Origin of the sequence: Anaerosacchariphilus hominis (assembly GCF_014290175.1) — a bacterium.
GTDB lineage: Bacteria > Bacillota > Clostridia > Lachnospirales > Lachnospiraceae > Laedolimicola > Laedolimicola hominis.
Genome location: NZ_JACOOR010000001.1, coordinates 93,157 through 116,314, shown reverse-complemented (window position 1 = coordinate 116,314; position 23,158 = coordinate 93,157). Strand labels below are relative to the sequence as shown.

14 protein-coding genes and 3 pseudogenes are annotated in these 23,158 nt (G+C 47.4%); 9 read left to right on the top strand and 8 right to left on the bottom strand.

Going from position 1 to position 23,158, the window contains the following annotated elements; genetic code table 11:
- Positions 1-6: 6 nt before the first annotated feature.
- From H8S44_RS00510 to H8S44_RS00495, 4 genes are all read right to left on the bottom strand, one after another.
- A complete protein-coding gene (locus tag H8S44_RS00510; protein ID WP_003499607.1) occupies positions 7-717 on the bottom strand; it encodes a hypothetical protein in 711 nt (236 codons plus the stop codon).
- A 40-nt stretch (positions 718-757) separates the two neighbouring features.
- On the bottom strand, positions 758-1,051 hold the full coding sequence (locus tag H8S44_RS00505) for a fimbrial protein (protein ID WP_334291349.1): 294 nt from the start codon (positions 1,049-1,051) through the stop codon (positions 758-760).
- Positions 1,052-1,409: 358 nt separating this feature from the next.
- Positions 1,410-1,961, bottom strand: a complete 552-nt coding sequence (locus tag H8S44_RS00500) for a hypothetical protein (RefSeq protein WP_118024152.1) — start codon at positions 1,959-1,961, stop codon at positions 1,410-1,412.
- Positions 1,958-3,118, bottom strand: coding sequence for a MarR family transcriptional regulator (locus H8S44_RS00495; RefSeq protein WP_186872923.1), 1,161 nt, complete (start codon positions 3,116-3,118; stop codon positions 1,958-1,960). The genes H8S44_RS00500 and H8S44_RS00495 overlap by 4 nt, the downstream gene beginning before the upstream one ends.
- A gap of 689 nt (positions 3,119-3,807) precedes the next feature.
- Between H8S44_RS00495 and H8S44_RS16785 the strand changes: the two are divergent.
- The 5 genes and pseudogenes from H8S44_RS16785 to H8S44_RS00470 all read left to right on the top strand — a co-directional run.
- Positions 3,808-4,059, top strand: a pseudogene (locus tag H8S44_RS16785) (DUF4186 family protein); the annotation flags it as partial.
- Positions 4,056-4,172, top strand: a pseudogene (locus H8S44_RS00485) (VOC family protein); the annotation flags it as partial. The pseudogenes H8S44_RS16785 and H8S44_RS00485, both read left to right, overlap by 4 nt.
- A gap of 178 nt (positions 4,173-4,350) precedes the next feature.
- Positions 4,351-4,458 (top strand): annotated as a pseudogene (locus tag H8S44_RS00480) (AAA family ATPase); the annotation flags it as partial.
- 228 nt (positions 4,459-4,686) lie between these two features.
- Entirely contained in the window at positions 4,687-7,050 is a 2,364-nt protein-coding gene (locus tag H8S44_RS00475; RefSeq protein ID WP_186872924.1) for a helix-turn-helix transcriptional regulator, read from the top strand.
- 64 nt (positions 7,051-7,114) lie between these two features.
- Entirely contained in the window at positions 7,115-14,188 is a 7,074-nt protein-coding gene (locus H8S44_RS00470) for an autotransporter outer membrane beta-barrel domain-containing protein (RefSeq protein ID WP_186872925.1), read from the top strand.
- Positions 14,189-14,307: 119 nt separating this feature from the next.
- On the opposite strand, the gene H8S44_RS00465 is transcribed toward H8S44_RS00470, so the two are convergent.
- Together H8S44_RS00465 and H8S44_RS00460 are read right to left on the bottom strand one after the other, a co-directional pair.
- The gene (locus tag H8S44_RS00465) at positions 14,308-15,603 is read right to left on the bottom strand and encodes a tyrosine-type recombinase/integrase (protein ID WP_117593971.1); all 1,296 of its coding nucleotides are present in this window, start codon (positions 15,601-15,603) and stop codon (positions 14,308-14,310) included.
- 86 nt (positions 15,604-15,689) lie between these two features.
- A complete protein-coding gene (locus H8S44_RS00460; protein WP_008369918.1) occupies positions 15,690-16,319 on the bottom strand; it encodes a helix-turn-helix domain-containing protein in 630 nt (209 codons plus the stop codon).
- A gap of 171 nt (positions 16,320-16,490) precedes the next feature.
- Between H8S44_RS00460 and H8S44_RS00455 the strand changes: the two genes are divergently transcribed.
- The 4 genes from H8S44_RS00455 (at position 16,491) to H8S44_RS00440 (ending at position 19,910) form a co-directional block, all read left to right on the top strand.
- Positions 16,491-16,721: a helix-turn-helix domain-containing protein gene (locus H8S44_RS00455; protein ID WP_004843519.1), complete on the top strand. Its 231-nt coding sequence runs from the start codon at positions 16,491-16,493 to the stop codon at positions 16,719-16,721.
- A 140-nt stretch (positions 16,722-16,861) separates the two neighbouring features.
- A complete protein-coding gene (locus H8S44_RS00450; protein WP_072522126.1) occupies positions 16,862-17,176 on the top strand; it encodes a relaxasome subunit MobC in 315 nt (104 codons plus the stop codon).
- A gap of 327 nt (positions 17,177-17,503) precedes the next feature.
- Positions 17,504-19,225 (top strand): MobA/MobL family protein, encoded by a 1,722-nt coding sequence (locus H8S44_RS00445; protein ID WP_107029154.1) that lies wholly within the window; start codon positions 17,504-17,506, stop codon positions 19,223-19,225.
- Positions 19,203-19,910, top strand: coding sequence for a DUF6040 family protein (locus H8S44_RS00440; protein WP_008394183.1), 708 nt, complete (start codon positions 19,203-19,205; stop codon positions 19,908-19,910). Before H8S44_RS00445 ends, H8S44_RS00440 begins: the two co-directional genes overlap by 23 nt.
- A 195-nt stretch (positions 19,911-20,105) precedes the next feature.
- Here the strand turns inward: H8S44_RS00440 and H8S44_RS00435 are convergent, their stop codons facing one another.
- The gene (locus H8S44_RS00435) at positions 20,106-22,433 is read right to left on the bottom strand and encodes an ABC transporter permease (RefSeq protein ID WP_117593969.1); all 2,328 of its coding nucleotides are present in this window, start codon (positions 22,431-22,433) and stop codon (positions 20,106-20,108) included.
- Between the two features lie 14 nt (positions 22,434-22,447).
- On the bottom strand, positions 22,448-23,113 hold the full coding sequence (locus H8S44_RS00430; RefSeq protein WP_006859033.1) for an ABC transporter ATP-binding protein: 666 nt from the start codon (positions 23,111-23,113) through the stop codon (positions 22,448-22,450).
- Positions 23,114-23,158 lie beyond the last annotated feature (45 nt).

The window sequence follows — 23,158 nt, the reverse complement described above, 5'->3', positions numbered from 1 at the left end:
ACCTCCTTACAACGAAAGCGGGTTCGCAAGGAAGGACCCCACCATGCTTGTGAACAGGCGCAGGCACCAGGCGTTCATGACCAATAGGAAAATTTGACCACCAAGCATCCGGCACCAGGATTTCCAGATGTTTGCTGTGGTCTGGCTGGCGCCCATAGAAAAAGCCACAGGAGCCGTGTAGACCAGTACACCGAGCAGCACATACCGTTCGGCTGCCTCGAACAGAAGTTTTAGGTAGTTCCAGGCCAGGATGAGAACCAAAATCAAGGTAATCAGCGCCACAGCCCCATTGGCACACACACCGATGATGACCAGCATCACGGAATTGAAGTCTGCAAAGCTTAATGCAGGAAGGTCGGACTCCATGATCCAGTGGTAGGGGGTGCCGCCGATGGTAAGAACAATATTGACGATCTCATCTGAAAAGAGCGTCAGCAGGATAAAAATAACGGAACGGATACTCAGCTTTACCGGGTCTTCTGCTTCCACACCTGCGCCAAGACCGAAGTTTTTGAATAACTGCCAGACCCAGTTGAGCAGGATGATCCCGATTGCCAGAGCCACGAAAACAGAGTACATAGTCTCTGCTGCGGGAAAATAACGCAGAAATACAGCCATATCACAGCCCAGCGCACCCAAAACCGATGTGGTCACCAGATCAAGACCGGCCATTACCTGTTCTGCGATCCATTCCACTATGCCGTCTAAAATGCCCATAAATGCAAGCCTCCTTTCCGGCGAGCAGTCAGACGGTCAATCAGCCTGTCCATTGTCCACCACTAAAGAGCGGCGTCACATACGCCATGATAAAGCCCAAGCCATTGAGGATAGCCCAGGTGATACAGATTCGTTTGAGCCAGGCGCGGCTTTCATCTACCGTCCGTCCGGAACGGGAGAAGTTCATGAGCAGCAAGGCTACCGAAGCAGTGACGATGGCGGCGATAGTGGAGATGGCAAGGATTTGGGTGTATACATCCTGCATGATCTCTTTGGCCTTGGTCCATACATCTGTTGCCGCATAAGCCGGCTGGCAGAACATCATGGACATCATCACACACAGGAAGGCGCTGTAAGCCACTTTGGGCAGCGAAAGCCTGCGCTTGGACTGGGTATCCGGCTCCTGAAGCTGCGGAGTTTGAGGGGTTTTCGTTTTCTTCAATTTGCGATCCTCCAATTCTGAATGATTTTTTGATGCTCAATAGGGAACAGAAAAACCCACACCTGTCAAAACAAATGTGGGCTTTCAAATGGCCGGGCGGCCATCTGGGCAGCAAAAAAGCACCCTGATGAAAGGTGCCGTTACTGTCCTGTTCGGTTTTGGGTGCAAGTTTGAGCATATTCAGTTTAACACATCGGTATTTACACTGAAAGAGCAGAACCATGCCAATTTTGTTCCCGAATTGTGCCAATTATTTGCCCGATTGTCCGGAAGGTGATTTTGTCTCTGGAAAGAACTGTTCCAGCATGTCTAAACTGTCCTTGGAGGTATAGCCCCAAAGGACGGAACTGAGGGCTTCAATAGCTTCCCGGCGTTTGCGGTAGTAGGTTCTGAAACTGATGTCACGAATGTGCGGCCGCAGGGTCTCGATGATTTCCTCAACATTTTTGAGCTGCTGGGGCGAGAGGAAGGAGTAGTACAGCAGCCAGTAATATGCCTCACCGTTTTTGTGCTTGGTACGCAGCAATTCGACTGCGGAATCCAGCAGCTTGAGCATTTTGTGGCTGCGTTCAATGCATTTGGCATGATGCTCGATGTCGCTTCCGGCCAAATCAGCGCCAGCCAGATAGACTGAATCCAGAAAATCCTCGATGGAGGTGCCATACTCGATCTCAAACTTGGTGCGGACATGCTGGACAGAAAGCTCCAGACTCCACACAACATCCCGGTATTTTTTCAGCAGTTTCCAGGTATCATGGTACAGGGGATTATCAGCAACATCAGGTTCAACAAATTTTCTCATTTCAGGTTCCTCCTATTTTCGTGCTCCTCAAAGGGAGTGAGTGTAAGTTCAAAAGTGGCGATTGAAGTGTTTGTGCCGCAGAGGATGGTCAGACCAAAGTAGGCTGTGGATTTCCCTCGCGCACGCGGAATCAACTCTTCCCAGCAGTCGTCCGATAAGGGATATAACTTATAGCGGGAGAGCGGGCAGGAAAAGCAGGAAATCCCTTGCGTAGATAGGATGTCAGCCATCTTGCGGAGTATCGTTTCAATGTGCGATTTTGAAACGCTGGAAAGTGCATCCGAAACAATGACCTCATGCTCAGAGATGGAATGGCTCTCTTCAGTTTCAGCAGTTTCCGGAAGCTCCAGATGAATGTTTAAGGTCATGGCAACTTCCTCCTTGTCGATTAAAACATCGGAAATCTCAAACATGGTGGACAGGTAGTTCTGCAGGTAGATCACGCTTCCATGCCGGCCGGGAAACGACATGATAGAGATATACCCAAGACCGTCCAGTTTTTTCAGTATACGGCATACGGTAGCGCGTGACAGCCCCCAGCGGCAGGAGAGTTCGGTATAACTGACCAGCGGGTTTCCTGTACCATTGCGAAAGTAGGCTACCGGACCGACCTCTGACCCCTGCACCTGTGTATCGTTGTAGACAGCGGATACCCACAGATCCAGAACGATATCCATTTCGGAGCAGCGGGCAGAGCTGACCAGTTCCAGGGCGACAGAGACTGGCAGGAAGAAAAAACCGGTATCCTTTTGGCAGGGAGCATTGTACTCCAGTGCGGAATTGTGGCGGACCCAGTGGAGGATTTTATATTTGACTACATTGCCACGGCCCAGCAGTGTATAGGAAACCAAGTGCTGCTTCTGAAGGGTATCCAGCATGGACAGTGCCTGCCGATGAAAGCGGGTGCGGAACCAGCAAGACAGTTCCTTGACGGTGCACACCCATTCGCCGGGCGAGACTGTATAACTGATCCCGTCAATACGGCGGTATGAGGTGCGGAAGTTTGCATAGCTGCAAAGTACAGTAAAATGAAAAAGGCCGGAGCCTCCGTTTATGCGGATGCTCCGGTCGTTGATCAGTTTGTGGATGAACTCACGATAAATCCGGCATCGTGGGTAATCTACCACTTGTTTAATTTGAAGTTGGTATTCTGGCATGACAGTCTCCTCTTTATTATGTATTAAAGGTGGGGCAATAAAAGTAATAAAATGTTTCGATAAAATCGTTGACTTAGATGGAATTGAAGGTTATTATATAATAATGTATGCGTCTGCGGTTAAACAATCAAGCCGTTCTTTGTGTAGAGATCATGTTAGATATAGCATCCTGAGTAACGCAGCAAATTTTTGCCATTTCTATGCCAGCGATATGCCATAACAGGCGCACTACAACTTTCTACAACTTTTCTACAACTTTTGAAGCGAAAAGGACGGCACAAGAGGACACGAGACGAATGAAAAAAATTTCACGAATCGAGTATTGTGCGGGTTTTGAACCCTTACAGAGCGGCATGGAACAGGATGAAGGGAGCCGAATTTTGCTCCCGACGATGAAGTCCATTGACAAGTAGAAATGTCGCAAAACCGCCATTTATCAAGGTCATACAGAGTTGTAATTCTGATGTATGTGTCAAAATGACAACAAAATGACAACAAATGGTTAGTCAGATATGAATATTTGCGAATAAGTTCAGATAATACTACTTGAAAGTAAAATTTGATAATGCACTAATTTAGGACACTTTTCTAAAAGAAATTTTAGAGAAGTGTCCTTTTTGCGTTACGGAAAAGGAGAGATTAAAAAATGACAGAAAGAAAAAAATATTCTTACGAAGACAGTAGATTAACATGCAAAGGATTTTATTGCAAAGAGAGAAGCTCCAGCATATATAGCAAATGATGGCAAACAGACACCAATGCGTGGACATCCAGTATTTATTGCCCAGCACGCAACAGCAACATGCTGCAGGGAGTGCATCCGAAAGTGGCATAAAATGCAGCCGGGCAAGAAACTAAGTCAGGTGCAGCGGGATTATCTTGTAGATGTAATTATGACATGGATTCAAAAAGAAATCGAGAGGCAGGAACATAAAATATGAGTTTGAAAAATGTATTGATTATTGTTGATAACATTGACGTATCAATTGATTTTTATGAAGAACTGTTTGGACTGCGTGTGATTACAAGGCAGGAAGGTAATCAAAAAATGAGCATTTCTGCTAACAGAAATGAAAAGCTATAATGCAACTGGTGTAAAATGTTGTAAATTCTTGTAGTTAACAAAAGGGTAATGATTAAAAATAGTTCTACTTGAAAAATATCAAGCCTGAATGAGTATTCCGTTCAGATTAGATTAGGTTCTAATCTGGGCGGATTTTTTTGCGTGTGCAATGAGCAGAGAACTGATACTTAAATCTATGGTAGAGAAGTTGAGAGATTTTTATGATTTCATAATCATTGGATGTATGCCGTCTCTTGGAATGATGACAATTAAAGCATGCAGCGTGTCTCATCCTTTGGGATGATTTACATTACGAAACAAACACGTATAATATAATTTGAGACAGATTGCGAAAGGCTTATGGCAATCTCGCTCTGTATCAAAGTCCAGCGGTATGATGTCAAGAGATAAATAATAAAAAAAGCATATATTTTTGTATTGTAACTTATTAACCAAGATGCATGTATTTATGTATCTAAAAGATATTATACGAGGGAGGGAAGAAATGACCAAAAATATTATCATAAAGACCTCCGTTCAGAAACAGTTTGACAGCTTCATGATGCATGGTAGAGTCCTTTTTTTCAGTGCGCCCTGCGGCTTTGGAAAGACCGTACTGGCGGACGCCCTGTTGCACGGTCAGAACGTGCTGCGGCAAAGTGCGGCAGACCCAGACTGTGCGATTCCACCGTCAGAGCAGGATTGGGACATTCTGCTGATTGACGATCTTCAGCTCATGCAGGAGGAAGCCGGGCAGCAGGCTCTTTGCGAACTGATTCGCTCAAGTCCGGAGCACCGTTTTGTGCTGCTCTCGCGCGGTGTGCCGCCCGGCTGCCTGACGGCGTTTCAGTACACGGGGCTGATGACGGTGCTGGAGGCCGACGACCTGCTTTTTGATGAGGGCGATGTGCGGCGGCTGTTTCAGCTTTCGGGAGTAAACGTAACAGATAGCGAGATTGATGGAATTTTGAAAGAATCCGTTGGCTATCCGCTGGGTGTGGCCATCACGGCGCGGTGCATGTCCCCGGACAAGCCGTGGACGCCGGAGCTGGTGGCGCGGGTGTTCCACGAGGTGTTCCTCTACTTTGAGACCGCCATCTACCGGCGCTTTGACCTGCCGGTGCGGCGCTTCTTGTTGGAGCTGGCCCCCTTTGAAAGTTTTGACCTGAAAATGGCGCGGATGGTCAGCGGTGATCCCCGTGCCGGCGAACGGCTGGACTGGATTTTTCGATACACTACTATGCTGCGCTACGACGACTGCCAGCGCTTCCACTTCTGGCCGGGTTTCCGGGCTTTTCTCCTTTGGGAGATGGAACGGGAGTATACCGAGGAAAAGCGCAAAGCGCTCATCAGCCGGGGCGGGCTGTACTATGAGCTGAAGGAAGACTACGCCCACGCCCTAGAATGCTACACCAGTGGCGGTGACCATTCCAAGGTTTCCGAGCTGCTGGTGCGTAATGCAGAACTTCACCCCGGCATGGGGCACTATGCCGAGATGGAAAAATACTACCGCAGCCTGCCGGAGGCGGAAATTCTCGCATCCCCCTCTCTGATGCAGGGCATGAGCATGCTCTGCGCGCTGGTCATGGATTACGAAGGCTCGGAGCGCTGGTATGGCGAACTGCAAAAGTTTGTCGAACACTGCGGCAGGCAGGACGCCGCCGGAAAGCAGGCGCGCGGCCGCCTTGCATGGCTGGACATCTCCCTGCCCCAGCGGGGCGTGAAGGGTCTGACGGAAACCATCCCCGCCGTGTTCCGGCTTCTGACGAACAAAGAGGTGGCGCTGCCGTCCTTCTCCGTCACGAGCGCGCTGCCGAGCATCATGAACGGTGGCAAGGACTTTTCCGAATGGAGCAAAAAGGACGACCTGCTCTACAAAACCCTCCGTCTCCCCGTGGAGGCAGTACTGGGGCGGGACAGTGTGTGTCTTGCCGACTGCGCCATTGCCGAGAGCAAGTTTGAAAAGGGCGAGGACGTCGCCGGCCGGATGCTGTCCCTTCTCCCGCAGATGAACGAGGTCCGCAACCACGGCACGTCGGACATGGAGTTCGCCGTCAGCGGATTGCTGGCCCGCAGCCAGCTGGCAAACGGGCAGCCCACCGACGCGCGGCGCACCATCGAGGTGCTCCATGAATGCTTTGTCGAGCGCGGTTTGACTCGCTTTCTGCCCAATATGGACGCCATGCTCTGCCGTATTGACATGCACACCGGCGACCTTGATGCGGCGGATGCGTGGTACCGGGAAAAAGCCCCTTGCGAACCCACGCACCTGAACGTCATGCGGCGCTACCAGTATCTCACGCAGGCAATGGTGGAAATTATGCAGAACCGCCCGGACGCCGCTTTGCTGACGCTCTCACCCATGGAGCCGTACATTCAAAACTGCGCCCGCATCATCGACGGCATTCACCTGAATGTCCTGACTGCCATCGCCCTGCGCCGCAAGAAGGATGAGCGGTGGCGCGAGCGATTGACGGCGGCGCTGGACGCGGCGGCAGAGTACCGATTCATCCGCACCGTCAGCGTATACGGCACGGCAGTGCTGCCGCTGCTGGGGGCACTGGAATGGGATGGCGACAAAAAGTGGTATAAGCAGTTAATGGCGGCGGTGCGGATGCAGGCGGCGTTCTATCCGCATTTCCTCGAACCCCGCCTTGCCCCCGGCGAGGAGCTGACGCCCACGGAACTGCAAATTCTGCATCTCATCTGCGCGGACAAGTCCAACGCCGAGATTGCGCAGATCATGGACGTGAAGCTGCCCACGGTGAAAACCCATGTCAGCCACATCCTCGACAAGCTGGACGTGAAGCGCCGGGCGGAAGCCAGGACAGCCGCGAAGAAGCTGCGGCTCATTCCGGATGATCTATAAAAGCTGTGCCTGTGCTTGAACGGGCTGAATATAAACTTATACATATATCCTAAAGGAGAATCTTATGAAAAAACGAGTATTGAGTATGCTCATGACGCTGGTACTGTGTCTGACGCTCCTGCCCGCACCTGTGCGAGCGGCGGGGGACACACTGGCGGGCGGCGCACCCGCCGTATCCGAGCAGGCCGGAACGAATGAGGATGAGAACGGTGCAGAGGGCGGCCGGCAGAATACCGGTACCCCCGACGCCGGTGGCGCGGAGGACAGCAAAGCGGATGCGCCCGAGATCGGCGAGGATGAAAACGCCGGGAACAACGCGGACGCGGCGGTATCCGCTGTGCAGACGATGATCGATGCGCTGCCCACCGTGAGTGAGTTGGACGGCATGACCGCCGGCGAGCTGGACGCAGCTTATAATGACATTCAGGCGGCGTATGATGCTTATGAAGCGCTGAACGCAGAGCAGCAGGCGCAGATCAACGGCGCGGACTTCGAGGCGCTGCTCGGCTGGTTCAACAGCCAGACCGCGCCGCTGGCAGACGCACAGTCCGGTGTTCATACCCACTGCGTCTGCGGCAAGGACAGCAGTACAACGGTCAACGGTCATACCCATAACACCGGCACAACATGGACGGCACCCGATGCCCTGCCCAGTACTGCGGGCAGCTATTATCTGACGCAGTCTGTAACGGCAGACTGGACTGTACCAACGGGCGAGGTCAACCTCTGCCTGAATGGGCAGACGATCAACGGCAAAATCACCGTCGGCGGCAGCGCGAAGCTGACGCTGACCGACTGCTCCGGCAATGGCAAAATCCAAGGCGGAGTGACCGTCAACGGCGGCAAATTTGAGCTGTACAGCGGCACGATCACCGGCGGCGTGCAGGTCGGTATAAAGGGCGGCTCCTATCAGACCGGCTCGTCCTTTACCATGTATGGTGGAGCGATTACCGGTAATAAAACAGACAGCGGCTCCGGCGGCGGTGTGTTCCTTGTCGGCACGTCGAATCAGACCGACCCGCCGAGCTTCACCATGCACGGCGGCACCATTTCCGATAACACTGCGGGTGCGTCTGACGGCGGTGGCGGCGGCGTATACGTGGGTGAGAAGTGCAGCTTCACCATGGACGGCGGCACCATCACCGGCAACACAGCCACCAAGGGCAACGGCGGCGGGATCTATATCCACTTTAACGCCGGCAATGTTTCGATCTCCAACGCCACGATCACCGACAACAAGGCGTCCGCCACGGGGAATACAAGTTATGGCCACGGGGGCGGCATTTATTCGGAGAGAGGGGTAACCGTCAAGGGTGTGACGATCACCGGAAACAACAGCACCTTCGAGGGCGGCGGCATCTATGGAAAGGGCGCTATTACCCTCACCGATGCTACCGTTACCGACAACAATCGATATGACGTTTACTACGGCGGACAGGAAAACTCAGCTCCTGAGCTCACTGTTTCCGGCTTGGTGAAGGCCGGTTATTACGCCAATTTTGATTGGAAGCTGCCCATTCTTGTATCAGGCGAATTGAGTGAGAATTCGGTCATCCATGTGGGCGTGCGTGAAGGCATAAAGCTTGGGGCCATCGCCGAACCGGCAAGCGGCGTGACGCTCCGCGCCGAGAACTTCAAGGCGGACGCCGCCGACAGCGAGACCAGTCTGGGCAAGGACGGCAAGGTCTATCTTGTGCCCTGCACGCACGAGATGGACGATACCGGCTACACCTGCAAGAAGTGCAAAACGCAATTCGACGCGCGCGTGGGCGATAGCGCCTATTATAAGACGCTGACGGATGCGTTTAATGCAGCCAGAGGCAGCACCGTGACGCTGCTGCGGAATGTGACGCTCACAGGAAATTGCTCTTCTGAGAACTACTCAGCGACGCTGGATCTGAATGGCAAAACTGTCAGCACCGAGAATAAATACATTCATGTCGGAGGCGGGAACAAGTCCAATACTCTGACGGTCAAGGATTCTAGCAAGGGCGGCGGGACGCAGGCGCTCAATGTCAAGTTTTCGGTTGGGTCCAACGGAACGCTGGCGGTTGACGACTCCTACACCGGCGAGATTTCGCGCGTGGAGCTGCAGGCCGGCGGCGCATTGGAGCGCTTTGGCGGCAAAATCGGCGAGTTGGTTTTAAGCAATGCTGCGTATGGCTCCACAAGTACGGGCTACGGCCTGAAGCTGTGGAAGGGCAATACAAACGCCTGCACCATCGGCAAGATCACGGACAACACGAAGAGCAAGAGCCTCACCGTTAACGACCTGCTGGGAACCGACTACGCGAAGTGCGAGCTGTACGGCGAAAAGGACGGTGCTTGGAGCATCGTTCCCAAGACGGAGAAAATCTCCGAACTGACCGGCTATACAGCGTACAAGGTTCAGTTCACGGAGTGCGTCCATCAGTGCGCCGATGACAGCAACCCTGTGTGCTCTGTGTGCCACAAGGACCTGTATACGAAGATCACCGCCAAGGCTGCTGACGGCACGACCAAGACTGCCTACTTCACGGAAGACAGTGCGCTGGAAAACGGCTATGTAGAGGCCATCCAGACCTTGAACGGCTGGAGCAATGAGGGCTGCACCGAGCCGACGCTGACCCTGCTGCGGGATATGCCTTACGGCACCTCCATAACGCTGACCGGCACGCTGACGCTGGAGAGCGGAACGTACACCGCCAAGAATGTGACGGTCGCTGAAAACGCGAATGTGACCTTTGCCAGCGGCAGCTATAGAGGTGCGACCATCAACGGCACGGCGACGGTGGAGGCGGGCGTCACATTTACCGACGCCTCCGTCACGGTGAACGGCACGCTGAACGCCAAGGGCGGTACCTTCGATGGTCCTGTCAAATTCAATGGCAGCAGCACCGCGAACATCAGCGGCGGCAGCTTTAATTGTGAAAAGAAATATGGCGGCGTTACGTTTGACTACAATGTCACGGGCACGATCTCCGGCGGCACGTTTGTCTTCGCGGATTTTTACACCACCAAAGTCAAGCTCTCCGGCGGCACATTTACGATAATCAAAAGCAACGGCGACCGCAAACTCGCCGACCTGCTGGCGGAGGGCGCGGCGTATTACGGAGCAAGTGATAATCAGGCTGTGACCAATGATGGAGTGAATACGCTGGAAAATGTCAAGGTCGTGTCGCATACGCACAACGGCGGCACGGACGGCAAGGGCATTTGCAGTGTCTGTAAGAAGCAGATGGCGGCGTCGCTGACCGTCGGCGGCAAGACGAGCTGGTACGCGGCCTTTGCCACTGCCATCGAGGCGGCGAACGCGGCGGACGGCGAAAAGACCATCACGCTGTATCAGGATGTGAATGGCTATGCCGACGGGCATTCGACCACCTATGAGCTGACCCACGGGCCGGTGACGCTGGCGACCGGCGGGAAAAGTGTCACAAGAGCAAACCTCACCGCCAAGGGCATTTCTCTGACGGTCACGGGCAGCAACGGAGGCTTCAATGTGACGGTGGAGGGCAAAGACGCGGAATTGACCGTCAACGACAAGGATACGAAGCTCGCCATTGTCACGGCGCAGAACGGCGGAAAGCTTTCGCTGAGCAACGGCACCTTCAGCCGTGTGGCTGTAAAGGACGACGGTAGCAGCGCCAGCCTCAGCGGCGGCAGCTACGGCGAGATCACGAGCGATGCCGGCTATGTCAAGCCCTACGCGCTGCTGGCGAAGGGGTACGCTTACAAAAAAACAAGGGATAACAAATGGCTCCCCAACGCCAATTCAATCTCGGAAAAAGTCACCGTTGAAAAAGCCCCCTTCGCGGTCGAAAAGATTTATCCGAATAGCGATACGAACTACACCGGAAACTCGGCGTTTGCGACGGACGGCAATATCACGCTGACTGCGGTAATCGCGCCCGAAACGGAGGGCGACACCTACTACTACTGGTGGGAGCTGTTTAACGAATCAACCAACGACTGGACCACGAGTTTCAAAAAAGTTAATACTGCGACGCATACCGGCGGGCAGAGCAAGACGCTCACGATCTCCGGGCTGCCCGTAGACAAGAGCTATCAGTACCACATTTTCGTCCAGTGCAGCAACGGCTACAATTGCTACAGCGAGCCGTTCACCGTGACCCAGCATCAGCATAGCTGGACGTACACGGCCAGCGGTGCGACCATCACCGCGAAGTGTACGGCAGAGGGCTGCTATCTGACCGACGGAAACGGCGGCAGCGTGACCATCAAGGCCCCCGCCGAGCTGACCTACAGCGGGGAAGGCAAACCCGCCACGGTGACTGCAAGCAGCGATTGGCAGGGTCCGGCGGCGAGTGAGATCACCATCAGCTACATAAAGACGGGCAAGTATGGTCCAGAGAAATTGGAAAACGACGCGCTCCCCACCAAAGCGGGCGAGTACACCGCCAGCATCACGGTGGGCGAGGGCAATAAGGCTGCCACCGCCAGCGTGAAGTATACCATTCAGAAGGCCGATCCGGTGGTGACCGAATGGCCGACGCTTTCTGCATCGGTTTATGTCAACAGTGAAGCAACCCTCACCGGCGGCAGCGGCGAAGGCACCTTCGCTTTCAAGGCAGGTACTGATAAATCTTGGGACAGCACAGGTAACAAGACCACCACGGTTGTGTTTACCCCCACAGATACCAATAACTACAAGGAGCTGACTCGGGACTACACCGTAACGGTTGTCAAGCGTACGGTAAAGAGCTGCACTACGCCGACTGGCATTACGGACAAGCCCTACGGAACGGCGCTGGAAGAGCTGGGACTACCCGAAACCGTGACGATCACCACGGAGGACGGCAAAACATTTGATAAGATCCCCGTCACATGGAGCGGTTATAATCCGAATACGCTGGAGGAGCAGACGCTCACCGGAACATTAGATCTTACTTCGATTGCTAACGAGGTGGAGCAGCCCGGCATGCCTGTGACGGCGCAGATCAAGGTCAAACTCACGACGAAGAGCTTCAGCGGCATTTCGGCTGCGGCTTATGAGGGTGTGTATGACGGTAGTCCGCACGGGATCACCCTCACCGGCGTGCCCAGCGGCGCAATCGTAAAATATGGCGAAAGCGCAGATAGCTGCACACAGGACAGCCTGACCTACACCGACTTCACTGATGGTGCAAAGACCGTATATTATAAGGTTTCCCAGCCCGGCTATACGGATGCTTCCGGCTCCGCCACGGTAAATATTACCAAACGCCCACTCACCGTTTCCAACATCACGGAAAATAAGACCTATGCGTATGCTTCCGGTTCAGACGATAAGGCAATCGGTGTGGATATTGCAGGAAAGCTCCCGCCGGATAGGGGAACTACAATATATACGGTTGCAAAGAAAGATCCAGAGCAGCTTTTAAGTGAGGTAACAGTCGATACAGCCGGAAATCTGACCTATAAAGTAAATCAGGTAGATTCGTCCAAGGTTGGAAAGACAGCAATTATCACGGTAACAGCTTCGATGGAGAACTATGAGAATGTTGAATACACGCTGACAATTAATATTACAGATAAGAAGACGGTAGAGATTAAGCGTGGAAACACCGTATCCGTAGATGGAAGCAATGCGCTGACTTATGGGGAAAAGGTTTCAAAGCTGACACTTGGAAATACCGTTTTTGTGGAAACCGGTACAGATGATATGATAGAAGGTATTCTTTTATGGAGCAATCCGGACGAGATACCGGCAGCCGGAACCACACAGGCGGGCTGGGTATTCAAGCCGGCAGACAGTACGCATTACGCGGAACTTACCGGAACAGCAGCCATCACAGTAGCCAAGGCAACACCGATAGTTGTAACAGTACCAACCGTTGCAGAGCGTGGATACAATCCGGATGCTGCGCTTACCAGTTCAGATATAACAGGCGGAAGTGTGACAGGGGTAGATGGCAATTCACTTGCCGGAACATGGAGCTTTACAGGAACGAACATCATTCCGACTGTAAACAACAAAGGCTATCAGGCAGTATTTACACCTGATGACACAAACAACTACAATACAGTAACTAGAACAATAACAGTTACGGTCAATAAGGCAGCGAAAGCACCGAACATGCCGCAAGCTGCAATGGCTCCGGCACACAGCACAAAGAAGGTTGGCGATATTACGCTTCCGGATGGATGGAGCTGGCAGGAGGCTGATAAGGACACGGCACTTGCAGATGGTGTGGCAGTGACAGCGACCGCGGTTTATACAGGAGCTGACAAGGGCAACTACGAGACAGAAAGTGTAAGCATTACGATTACAAGAAGCAAATGTGATCACACGCATACTGAAATACGGAATCAGCGGGAAGCGACCTGCACGCAGACCGGCTACACCGGAGATACCTATTGTACGGATTGTAATAAACTTCTGAGTAACGGAAAAGAGCTGGCAGCACTGGGACATAATTATAAAGCAACCGTAACAAAGCAGCCAACGACAACCGAGGAAGGAGTCAGAACCTACACCTGCACCAAGTGCGGACACAGTTACACACAGTCTATCGCTAAGATCAAGTCCGATGACAGCAGTAAAAATAATGGTAATGAAAATCAGAATCCAAAGTCCGATGACAGCAGCAAGGATAATGGCAGTCAAAACCAGAAACCGCAGTCTGGCACAGGCAATGGTAATCAGAATCAGAAGCCACAGCCTGATACGGATAAAGGTAAGGAAAAAGGAGATTCAATTAAGCCATACATCAAGGATGAGAGCGATAAGGAAGGCTGGGATGTTATCAAGCCACAGCTTGAAGAAACTAAGGCAGGCGATACAGTAACAGTTGCCATGAACGGAACGACTGTAGTACCGAAGGATGTAATTGACAGTATCAAGGGCAAAGATACAACACTTGTTCTGGATATGGGAAATGGTCTTTCCTGGAAAATCAATGGACAGGATATTACTGATGCAGCCGGAGATATTGATTTTGATGTGACAGTCGGAGCCGACGCAGGAAAATCCATTCCTGTGGATGTCATCAACAACGTGACCGGAGAACGTTCTTCCTTGAACCTGACTCTTGCTTATGACGGAGAGTTTGGATTTACAGCCACACTGACCGTCAACATGGAATCAAAGAATGCAGGACTGTATGCGAACCTGTTCTACTACAATGAACAGACCGGAAAACTGGAATTTATATAATTATCTCTCTAACTTTCCCCATTTTATAGGCTTTCCCGCCTGTCCATTAGTGAAATGATATGTAGTTTCCCTTATTTTTACCCTTATGAGATAATCACAAGGGAAATAAGGGAATTTTTTTAATCATTGCCTACCACTTTATCAAGAAGCCTAACTGATTTTCGTTTAGCATCTCTTGTGGAGTGAGCATAGACATTCATTGTGGTACTTACATCTGAGTGTCCTAACAGTTCCTGCACATCTTTTGGGGCAGCTCCATTTGCTAAAAGGTTGCTTGTATAGGTGTGACGTAACTGGTGGAAATGAAAGCCTTCAAATCCCTCTAATGTTTTTGCCACCTTTCTGCAAACAGTCCCCAAAGTAGTTGGAAGTTCCAGACAACCATCCGGTCTTAAACAGACGAAAGAAATTTCTTTATAATCTGCCGGGACTTCCTCTGTTCTGTCTAAGCAATAATATTCGTAGTACACTCTGTTTTTCTCTTTGACCGCTTTGTAGTAGTTCGTGTGATAAAGTTCTCCGTACTGCATTCGATTTTTTAACTGCTCTTTCCGGGCATTACGGAAAATCTCTACCAGCGTATCTCCAAAATCAACAATCCTCACTTTTTTCCGCTTGGTTGGTCCGATGATATATTTGCGCTTTGAGCCATCGTATCGGATGCTACGTCTTATGGTAAGGCATTGTTCTTCCAGATTTACGTCCTGCCACGCCAAACCGCAGGCTTCTCCAATACGAAGCCCGGCATAATAGGCTATCTGGATTGGAAGTATTGCGGCTGGGTTCTTTTTTTTCAGATAAGCAAGCAATCTTTCATAATCTTCTCGTGAAATTGGTTGGATATTTCCGTCCATGTCCTCGTCTGAAAACAAATCAACTTCATCCGTCTGATACCGCAGTTTAATATACTGCATGGGATTAAACGTAATATACTGTTTTGGAAATACTGCAAAGCGGAAGGACTGCTGCATGACTGCGGAAAAAGAATGGATGTAATCTTTGCTGTAACCCTTTCTCTCTTTTCCGTCGGGATGAACTCCCCCGAAGGAAAGCAAATCAAAAAAGGATTGCAAATGTTCAGAGGTTACATTTTTCAGTTTCCGTTCTGCCAATGGGTGTTTCTTAATATTTCGGATTGTTCCGAGGTAATTCTCCACCGTACCATTGCTGAGCGTACCTGTTTTTAATTCCTCCTCTGCCCACACATCCAGAAGTTGTCCGACTGTGAGATTTTCCGCTTTGGCAACAAATTTCTTTTTCTCATAATCATCCATTGCCTGACGGAGCAGCTTTTCAGTTCCACTTTTGCTTTCTGTTCCAACGCATTCTTTCTGAACAAGATTGCCGCTTGCGTCCTCTACATAGAAGCGGTAGTACCATTTCTTTCCTTTTTTTCTTACAGATCCTTTTGCCATAATCGTATGTCTCCTTTCGATATTAGACAATCGGAACTGATGAAATGCTTCGTGCGTGTAAGTATATCATAACTCCGGTTGTCTTACTATACCGATTCGGAATCTTCGTATAAGACTTCTGATAAAAGATTTGCAAGCCTTTGTTCTGCTGTTTTTTGTTTCTTGGAATAGAGCCTTACAATGTCTGCCATCTCATTAAAAGCATTGATGGTAGGAGTGATTTCCCTTAAGAACATAATCTCATTATATTCATCATTCGATTCAAACCCTATTGTTTTGGCAATATCCGTCTGACCAGCATTTCCCTTGAAGTTTTTGCAGGCGAACTGGAAGGAATCCAAAAACAGACCATATTGTTTTAACATCAGCAGTAATAAATCTTTTGAAAAAGCATCTTCTTCTTTGGTAAGGGCAAGCGGTAACTGTTCCAGAATATCTCCCATCGCATCACGAATCTGTAATTCTCTCTTATCCGTAATGTCGGTTTCATATTCATCTGTTTCCCCTTTGAGCCATTCCACGGATACATGGAGTGCTTCCGAAAGACCTTCCAGCACCATTTTTTTCGTATTGTCAATCGAACCATTCTCATAACGCAGGATTGTAGAAGCGGTAACACCCATCTTTTCTGCGACATAAGGCTGTGTCAGATTCAATTCCAGACGGCGCTGTTTTATTCTGCTGCCTATCAGCTTGCGTAGTTCTTTATCTTTCATGCTGACTGCCTCCTTTTTCGGTATGTATGAATTATAGCATTGTTTTTCTGAAATTGCAATATGCAATATAAAAATTATTTTTAATATTTCGTAACGCTTGACAAAAAGATTTGGAAAGGATATACTTACATCACAAGAATTGCATAATGCAATTTATAAGGAGGTGATTATATGACGCAAAGAAAAATTGCATTATCCATCGAAGAAGCTGCTGATTATACGGGAATCGGCAGAAATACCTTAAGACAGCTTGTAGAATGGAAGAAACTTCCAGTATTAAAGGTTGGTCGCAAAGTCCTGATTAAAACCGATATTCTGGAAATGTTTATGGAAGCGAATGAAGGTCGTGATTTGAGGGATAGAGGAAATGTAAAAGCCGTAACAAGAACTGCGGCAAATTAAAAAGGCGGCTTCCAAAGAAACCGCCAAAGGTTCTATCAGACCGAAGCCATGATATACCTACACGCAAGAAGATTATACCATGTGCTTCTTCTGATACGCAACCGAGAACTTATGTTTGCAAAAGAAAGGGGAATGTAATCATGGCAAAATCAACAAAAAGTTATGAAGAACGAATGCTTGAAATGGAAAAGAAGGAACAGGAAAGCCTTGAAAAGGCGAAAAGATATGCAACACAGAAGAAAGAACTTCTGAAACGAAAGAAAGCCGAAGAAAGTAAAAAACGAACCCATAGGCTCTGTCAGATTGGCGGTGCAGTGGAATCCGTTCTTGGTGCACCTATTGAGGAGGAAGACATCCCAAAGCTGATTGGTTTTCTGAAAAGGCAGGAAGCCAATGGGAAGTTTTTCTCAAAGGCAATGCAGAAAGAAGCCAATACCGATATGGAGGAAGTGTAATGGCGGAGGGGATGAGTTTTTCATTCCCTTCATTGCTTTTTCATGAAGGGCGCACTTATGGACAACCAGAGGTCGTCCCAATAAGTTTGCCACAAGTGGCAACCGGTCTGCGCTCACGCTTGCCGGGCTCGTTCCGTCGGCGGGGCTTTCAGCCAGACCTGCTCATGCCGCAGGAGGCACTCTTCGCCAGAGGGGCGCATTCCATGCAGACTGCTATGCGCAGGGCACTCTTACGCAGAGGGCGTTCCGGCAATGCTGCTTTTTCTAAAATTGAAAGCAATGTTGCCGGAAATCTATGCCGGATGTGCAGAAAGGAGGAATCCAGACATGGCGATTTTTCATTACACAATCAAAATAGTCGGACGAAGTAAAGGAAAATCTGTTATCTCCGCTTCTGCATATCTCAATGGGGATGTGATGAAAAACGAAGAAACCGGGAGTATCAGTTATTACACTTCTAAAAAAGAAGTGGTCTACACCAGTCTGATGATGTGCGAAAACGCACCTTCTGAATGGCAGATAGTACCAGAGGAAAATATAAAACGCTTTCAAAAGTCTGTCCGATACAAAAGGTCAGAAGATAAAGAAGCTGCTATAAAAAAATTTAAAATCACATTTCAAAAACAGAGGTTATGGAATGAGGTATTGAAGATTGAAAAAAATGCAGATGCCCAACTTGGCAGGTCATTTGAATTTGCCCTCCCCAAAGAATGGAGCAGACAGGAACAAATTCAATATACAACCGACTATATCCAAAAAACTTTTGTAGATAGAGGAATGTGCGCTGATTGGAGTATCCACGACAAAGGGGATGGCAACCCCCATGTCCATCTGCTTCTAACTATGCGTCCTTTTAACCCGGATCATTCTTGGGGAAAGAAAGAAGTCAAGGATTGGGATTTTGTCAGAGATAAAAACGGAAATATCGTGATTGATGAATCCCATCCGAACTGGTGGCAGGATAAGAAAAACCCTGACCGTCATGGAATCCGTATCCCTGTATTAGACGAAAACGGAATTCAGAAGATTGGAGCAAGAAACCGCCTGCAATGGAAACGGGTGCTGACCGATGCTACTGGATGGAACAATCCAAAAAATTGTGAACTGTGGCGGAGTGAATGGGCAAAGGTATGTAATGAACATCTGCCTTTGCATAATCAAGTTGATCATCGTTCTTATGAAAAGCAGGGAAAACTCCAGATTCCTACCATCCATGAAGGAGCTGACGCAAGAAAGATTGAACAAAAGTTTTTTGCCGGGCAGGAAATAAAAGGCTCGTGGAAAGTAGCGGAAAATCAAATCATAAAACAACAAAACACGTTATTGCAAAAGATACTAAACACCTTTGGGAAAGTATCGGGTGCATTATCATTATGGAAGGAGCGATTAAATGACATTAGAAGAAAGCCGGGAAATTATACCCTTAATGGAATCCATGATTGGTCAAATCGAAGAACAGCAGAACCTAATGGCAGAAATGATTCTGGAAATGCAGAACCGGGACACTCAACTCTCTCTTATGCAAAAACAGAATCAGAAATTACAAAAATTAAACAACGAGTTAACCGAGCTGCTCAACATTTTGCCAAATACCGAGGAACTGCTTTCCAAGATGGAAGAACAGAAAACGAAGATAGAGCTTTTGGAAAACGAAAATCAGCAATGGCAGAAATTGGCACAGAAGCTGAACAGCGAAAACAGTTTATTACTGAAACAGAACACCGAATTGCTGAACTGGAACAGCAGATAGAGAAAGGACGTGATATAGATGAACGAATCCAGAGAATCAAAGAACGCCGAACAGTTGGAAGAACTTCTGCTCTTGACCGAGGAGATACAAGAAGAACTAGAACAGAAAGAACAGCTTATCGTGGAACTGAAGACGCAGCTCAGCGAATCTCTGACCTTGAACGAGAAATTAAACAAAGAGAACAGAGCCGGGAATATTCAAGCATTAAAGAACGACTTGAAGCTGGCAGACAGAGCATTGCGGATCGAGAAAGAGAAGTTGCGAAGCGCAAACGTCATGATAGAGGAATGTCAAGATAAAATATGCTATTTAACACAGGAACGGGATTATGCCCGGACACATCAGAAAATCGTAGAAATACCGGTAGAAAAGCCGGTACTCTATGAAAAATGTGAAGCCTGTAACCGGACAGCCTATCAGAATGCAAAAGCAAAATACGAAACACAAAAAGAGCGACTTGCAGGACAGTATAAAGCAAAAACGGTAATGTTCCAAACAACCTTGTTCCTTCTTGCATGGTATTCGTTGACAACCACTCTTTTTCAGGCAGTACAGTCAGATATGTTCCTTGTCGATTGTAAATCATTCTTCAATGATTTAGCATCATTCATACAAACCTTTGTCGGATGGACGATTGATGCCGGGCATTCTGCGGCACAGATTAGTACAAAAATTCCAAATGCTTTTATAGCCGGAATGGTATATTGGTTATTGCTAATATTGATTGTAGGAATATGTATGGCAGGAACAGGGATGCTGGCGATACTGATAGAAATAAAGGTTATAGAATTATATAAGAAAAACTGTTGGGATGTTATTACTCTACTAATGATACTGACAAGTGTTGCTATTGTCATTTATTTTGGAGAATCAATCAAAAAAGTACTGTCAGTAAATCTTCTATTGCTTTTCGTACTTTCGCAGGGCGCATATGTTGGAATTAGATGTTATCTTAAAGTTTGGTTAGAAAAAAGACCATATTAGTATTTTCAACTTACTGTATAGACAGTAAAATTACTCCATACCAGCCTAGTGAAAATTTACTGTATGAAAAGAAGTATTACAGAGAAAAAAGGCTGTAAAAACAGGAACAGCCAGCCCGAAAGAATTTACGGACTGGCTGTATCAGCAGAGTAATGTAATTGTGGAGCTGACCGAGATATGAAAAGCTTTCTATCATCAATTTCGCATTATTGCAATAACAGATTGCTTCTTCCATGAATGAATAAGCAATATTGTCATCAAACTTTCAAGCATAAACATAGCAACAGCAAAAAGAGTAAAAGCAACAACCGGAAATACAAATCCCGTAGACATGCCTGCATTTTTCAAAAATATACCGATTGCATATCCGCCGGGGATTCCAACAACAGCAGTTATAAGCAATGCAATCAAAGTAGTAAAAAGACCTTCCATCATAAATGCTTGCTTCAACTGCTTATTTGTCATACCAATAGATTTTAGTGTGCCCATTTCCTGTTTCTGTGATAAAAGATTTGTCACAGTAAGATTGATTTGATTGATGACCGCAAATATCCACAAGATGGCTGCAATCGCATAAGCTAATGTAAAACCTGCACGATTGTCTGATTGGTGTTCTACAATAAAATCTTGAAGGGTTTGTAAGCGAACATCCCTATTGTCAGAAACGAGTAATTTGAGTTCTTGCTCGATTATCTCCTGATATTCAGTTTCTGCTTGTATTTCGATTGCGTATGTACAGTCATAACCTGCAAGTTCTTTGAGCATATTTTCCGGCATTCTGAAAATATAGCCACCCATTCCATCATTGCTGGAAGTGATTGCACCAATTTTGAATGCTTTTGTTATTGTTTTACCACTATGATTTTTGAAATTAAAGGTCACAGTATCCCCAATTTGAGGTTTCCAATGGTAAACATCATAAATACGTTCGGGATCACTTACAACTAATTCTGTATCATCAGTAATATTTCCAGACAAAACCGCTGCATTTAGCGACGCCAAATCCTTTTCATTATAGCCGAGCATCAAGGTGCTATCTGAAATATCATTGTCTGTTGAGAAATCAACTGGTACGGTAGCATAAGTAAATATATTGCTAACTCCCTCTATATCTCCAACACGCTTTACATAATCAGAAAAATATTCTTTCTGCAAGAGAGCATCCAAATTTTCACTTTCGTTTTCTAAATCAATGCTGATTTTGAAATCTCCGTACTTCATATCCCAATAACGAGCCATACTCTCGGCATTAAAAGAACTCTGATAACTTGCTGCAAGGAAAAATATAACTCCGCACAGTCCCAATGATAAAATGGTCAATAGAGATTTTTTTCTGTTTCTGGAAAAGCTGATTTTCGCTAAATATACAGGCGTAATACGATGTCTTTTGTGAGTGCGGTAATTTACAATTCCCACTGGATTTTTCAGGGCGGAAATTGGAGAAGTATTCGCTGCAATTTTTGCTGGTTTACGAACACTAATATAAACAAGCAGTATTCCAAAAAGGCATGCGCCACATAGAGAAACAATAAATGCAAATACTGACCAGCCTTTTGATTGCAGACAATAGCTGATGATCGTTCCCATGATACTACCAATTAAAATCCCCGGAACTGCAAGCATATAACCCTGTTTAAGAACTATTTTATAAATTTGCTTTTTACTTGCCCCTATTGTCCGAAGCTGTCCGAACTCAGCAACTTTTTGTCCAACCGAAATATAGAAAATGCTGTAAATTACAAGTGCGGCAGCTAAAAACAAAATGGCAGCAACTACACCATATACCGCATAATTACTGAAGGACAAAGTTGTATTTACATAATCATAGTAACTGCTGACTGTCCAATTATTCAGTCCAGTCTCCTCTGAAATTTGAGATAATATTTCTGTTGCTTCGTCTTTTGTAAGGGTATCTGCATTTTCAAGCCAAACATATCCATTAAGCAGGTTATTTCCACGTAATTCCCGGCATTTTTCAAGTGAAACAAAAACAGGATAAGCGGTAGAAGTTTTATCATGATAAATACCAACAATAGTATAATTCTTCAAAGTACCATCCAGATTCAACTGAACTATGGCGTTGATTTCCGGAGACTTATTTTCACTGGCAAAAAAGGCATCTGTAACAGCAATTTCACTTGCTTTCTCTGGATATTTTCCGTCAAAGGCAGGAATCAAACTAAGCATGTCATCATCATAATAAATCAGAGACAGTTCTTTAGAATTTTCTTTCACTGTTTTGATATTACAGGAAAGTCCTACACTTTTTACTTCTTCGTTTGCTAACAACTTTTCTTTACTGTCCTGCGTAATGTCAAAGAAAATCCCTTGATGTAATCCTTCGATTTCTTTCTGATTTTGATAAATGATATTTTGCACTGTGAGCAACGACATCATTATCATAGCAACGGCTACAATAATTGCCGAAAGGCAAAATAAGTTTTTCTTCTTATCAAAACGCACACTTTTTCGTGCTAATTTTTTAATTACTGCACTGGTATCATTTTCAAAAGGATAATTCATAATTCCCACCTCCTTTAGCCAACAATTTTACCATCTTCAATCCGTACAATGCGGTCTGCGAGTTGAGCGATCTCGTTGTTGTGAGTAATCATTACAATGGTCTGATTAAATTCTCCGCTGGTATGCTTCAAAAGCCCTAACACATCTGCACTGGTCTTGCTATCAAGATTTCCGGTCGGTTCATCAGCAAGGATAATCGCAGGCTTCGTAATTAAAGCTCGTGCAATCGCTACACGTTGCTGTTGACCGCCTGAAAGATTGTTCGGCATATTTTCCAGTTTATCTTCTAAAGCCAACATATACACAACTTCGTCCATAAATTTCTGGTCTACTGTATCGCCATCCAGTTCCACAGGCAGGACGATATTTTCATATACATTCAAAATCGGAACCAGATTATAATTTTGGAAGATAAATCCGATGTTACGACGGCGGAAAATTGTCAATTCATCATCATTCTTTTTTGCGAGTTCTTCTCCCCGTACAATCACGCTGCCGGAAGTGGGGGTATCAAGTCCTCCCATCATGTGAAGCAATGTAGACTTACCGCTGCCGGAAGTTCCAACTACGGCAACAAATTCTCCCTGTTCCACAGTAAAATTTACACCATTAAGGGCACGAGTAATATTTGGTTCTGTGCCGTAATACTTCTTTAAGTCGATTGTTTGTAAAATGCTCATATTCAAATGCTCCTTTCAAGGCTTTCTATCTGTTGATAAAGCCAT

Excerpts from the sequence above, each read along its gene's own strand:
- H8S44_RS00495 (WP_186872923.1), bottom strand. The coding sequence starts at position 3,118 with ATGCCAGAATACCAACTTCAAATTAAACAAGTGGTAGATTACCCACGA.
- H8S44_RS00440 (WP_008394183.1), top strand. The coding sequence starts at position 19,203 with ATGATAGAGGAATGTCAAGATAAAATATGCTATTTAACACAGGAACGG.
- H8S44_RS00475 (WP_186872924.1), top strand. The coding sequence starts at position 4,687 with ATGACCAAAAATATTATCATAAAGACCTCCGTTCAGAAACAGTTTGAC.
- H8S44_RS00470 (WP_186872925.1), top strand. The coding sequence starts at position 7,115 with ATGAAAAAACGAGTATTGAGTATGCTCATGACGCTGGTACTGTGTCTG.
- H8S44_RS00450 (WP_072522126.1), top strand. The coding sequence starts at position 16,862 with ATGGCAAAATCAACAAAAAGTTATGAAGAACGAATGCTTGAAATGGAA.
- H8S44_RS00430 (WP_006859033.1), bottom strand. The coding sequence starts at position 23,113 with ATGAGCATTTTACAAACAATCGACTTAAAGAAGTATTACGGCACAGAA.
- H8S44_RS00500 (WP_118024152.1), bottom strand. The coding sequence starts at position 1,961 with ATGAGAAAATTTGTTGAACCTGATGTTGCTGATAATCCCCTGTACCAT.
- H8S44_RS00510 (WP_003499607.1), bottom strand. The coding sequence starts at position 717 with ATGGGCATTTTAGACGGCATAGTGGAATGGATCGCAGAACAGGTAATG.
- H8S44_RS00435 (WP_117593969.1), bottom strand. The coding sequence starts at position 22,433 with ATGAATTATCCTTTTGAAAATGATACCAGTGCAGTAATTAAAAAATTA.
- H8S44_RS00465 (WP_117593971.1), bottom strand. The coding sequence starts at position 15,603 with ATGGCAAAAGGATCTGTAAGAAAAAAAGGAAAGAAATGGTACTACCGC.
- H8S44_RS00505 (WP_334291349.1), bottom strand. The coding sequence starts at position 1,051 with ATGATGTCCATGATGTTCTGCCAGCCGGCTTATGCGGCAACAGATGTA.
- H8S44_RS00445 (WP_107029154.1), top strand. The coding sequence starts at position 17,504 with ATGGCGATTTTTCATTACACAATCAAAATAGTCGGACGAAGTAAAGGA.
- H8S44_RS00455 (WP_004843519.1), top strand. The coding sequence starts at position 16,491 with ATGACGCAAAGAAAAATTGCATTATCCATCGAAGAAGCTGCTGATTAT.
- H8S44_RS00460 (WP_008369918.1), bottom strand. The coding sequence starts at position 16,319 with ATGAAAGATAAAGAACTACGCAAGCTGATAGGCAGCAGAATAAAACAG.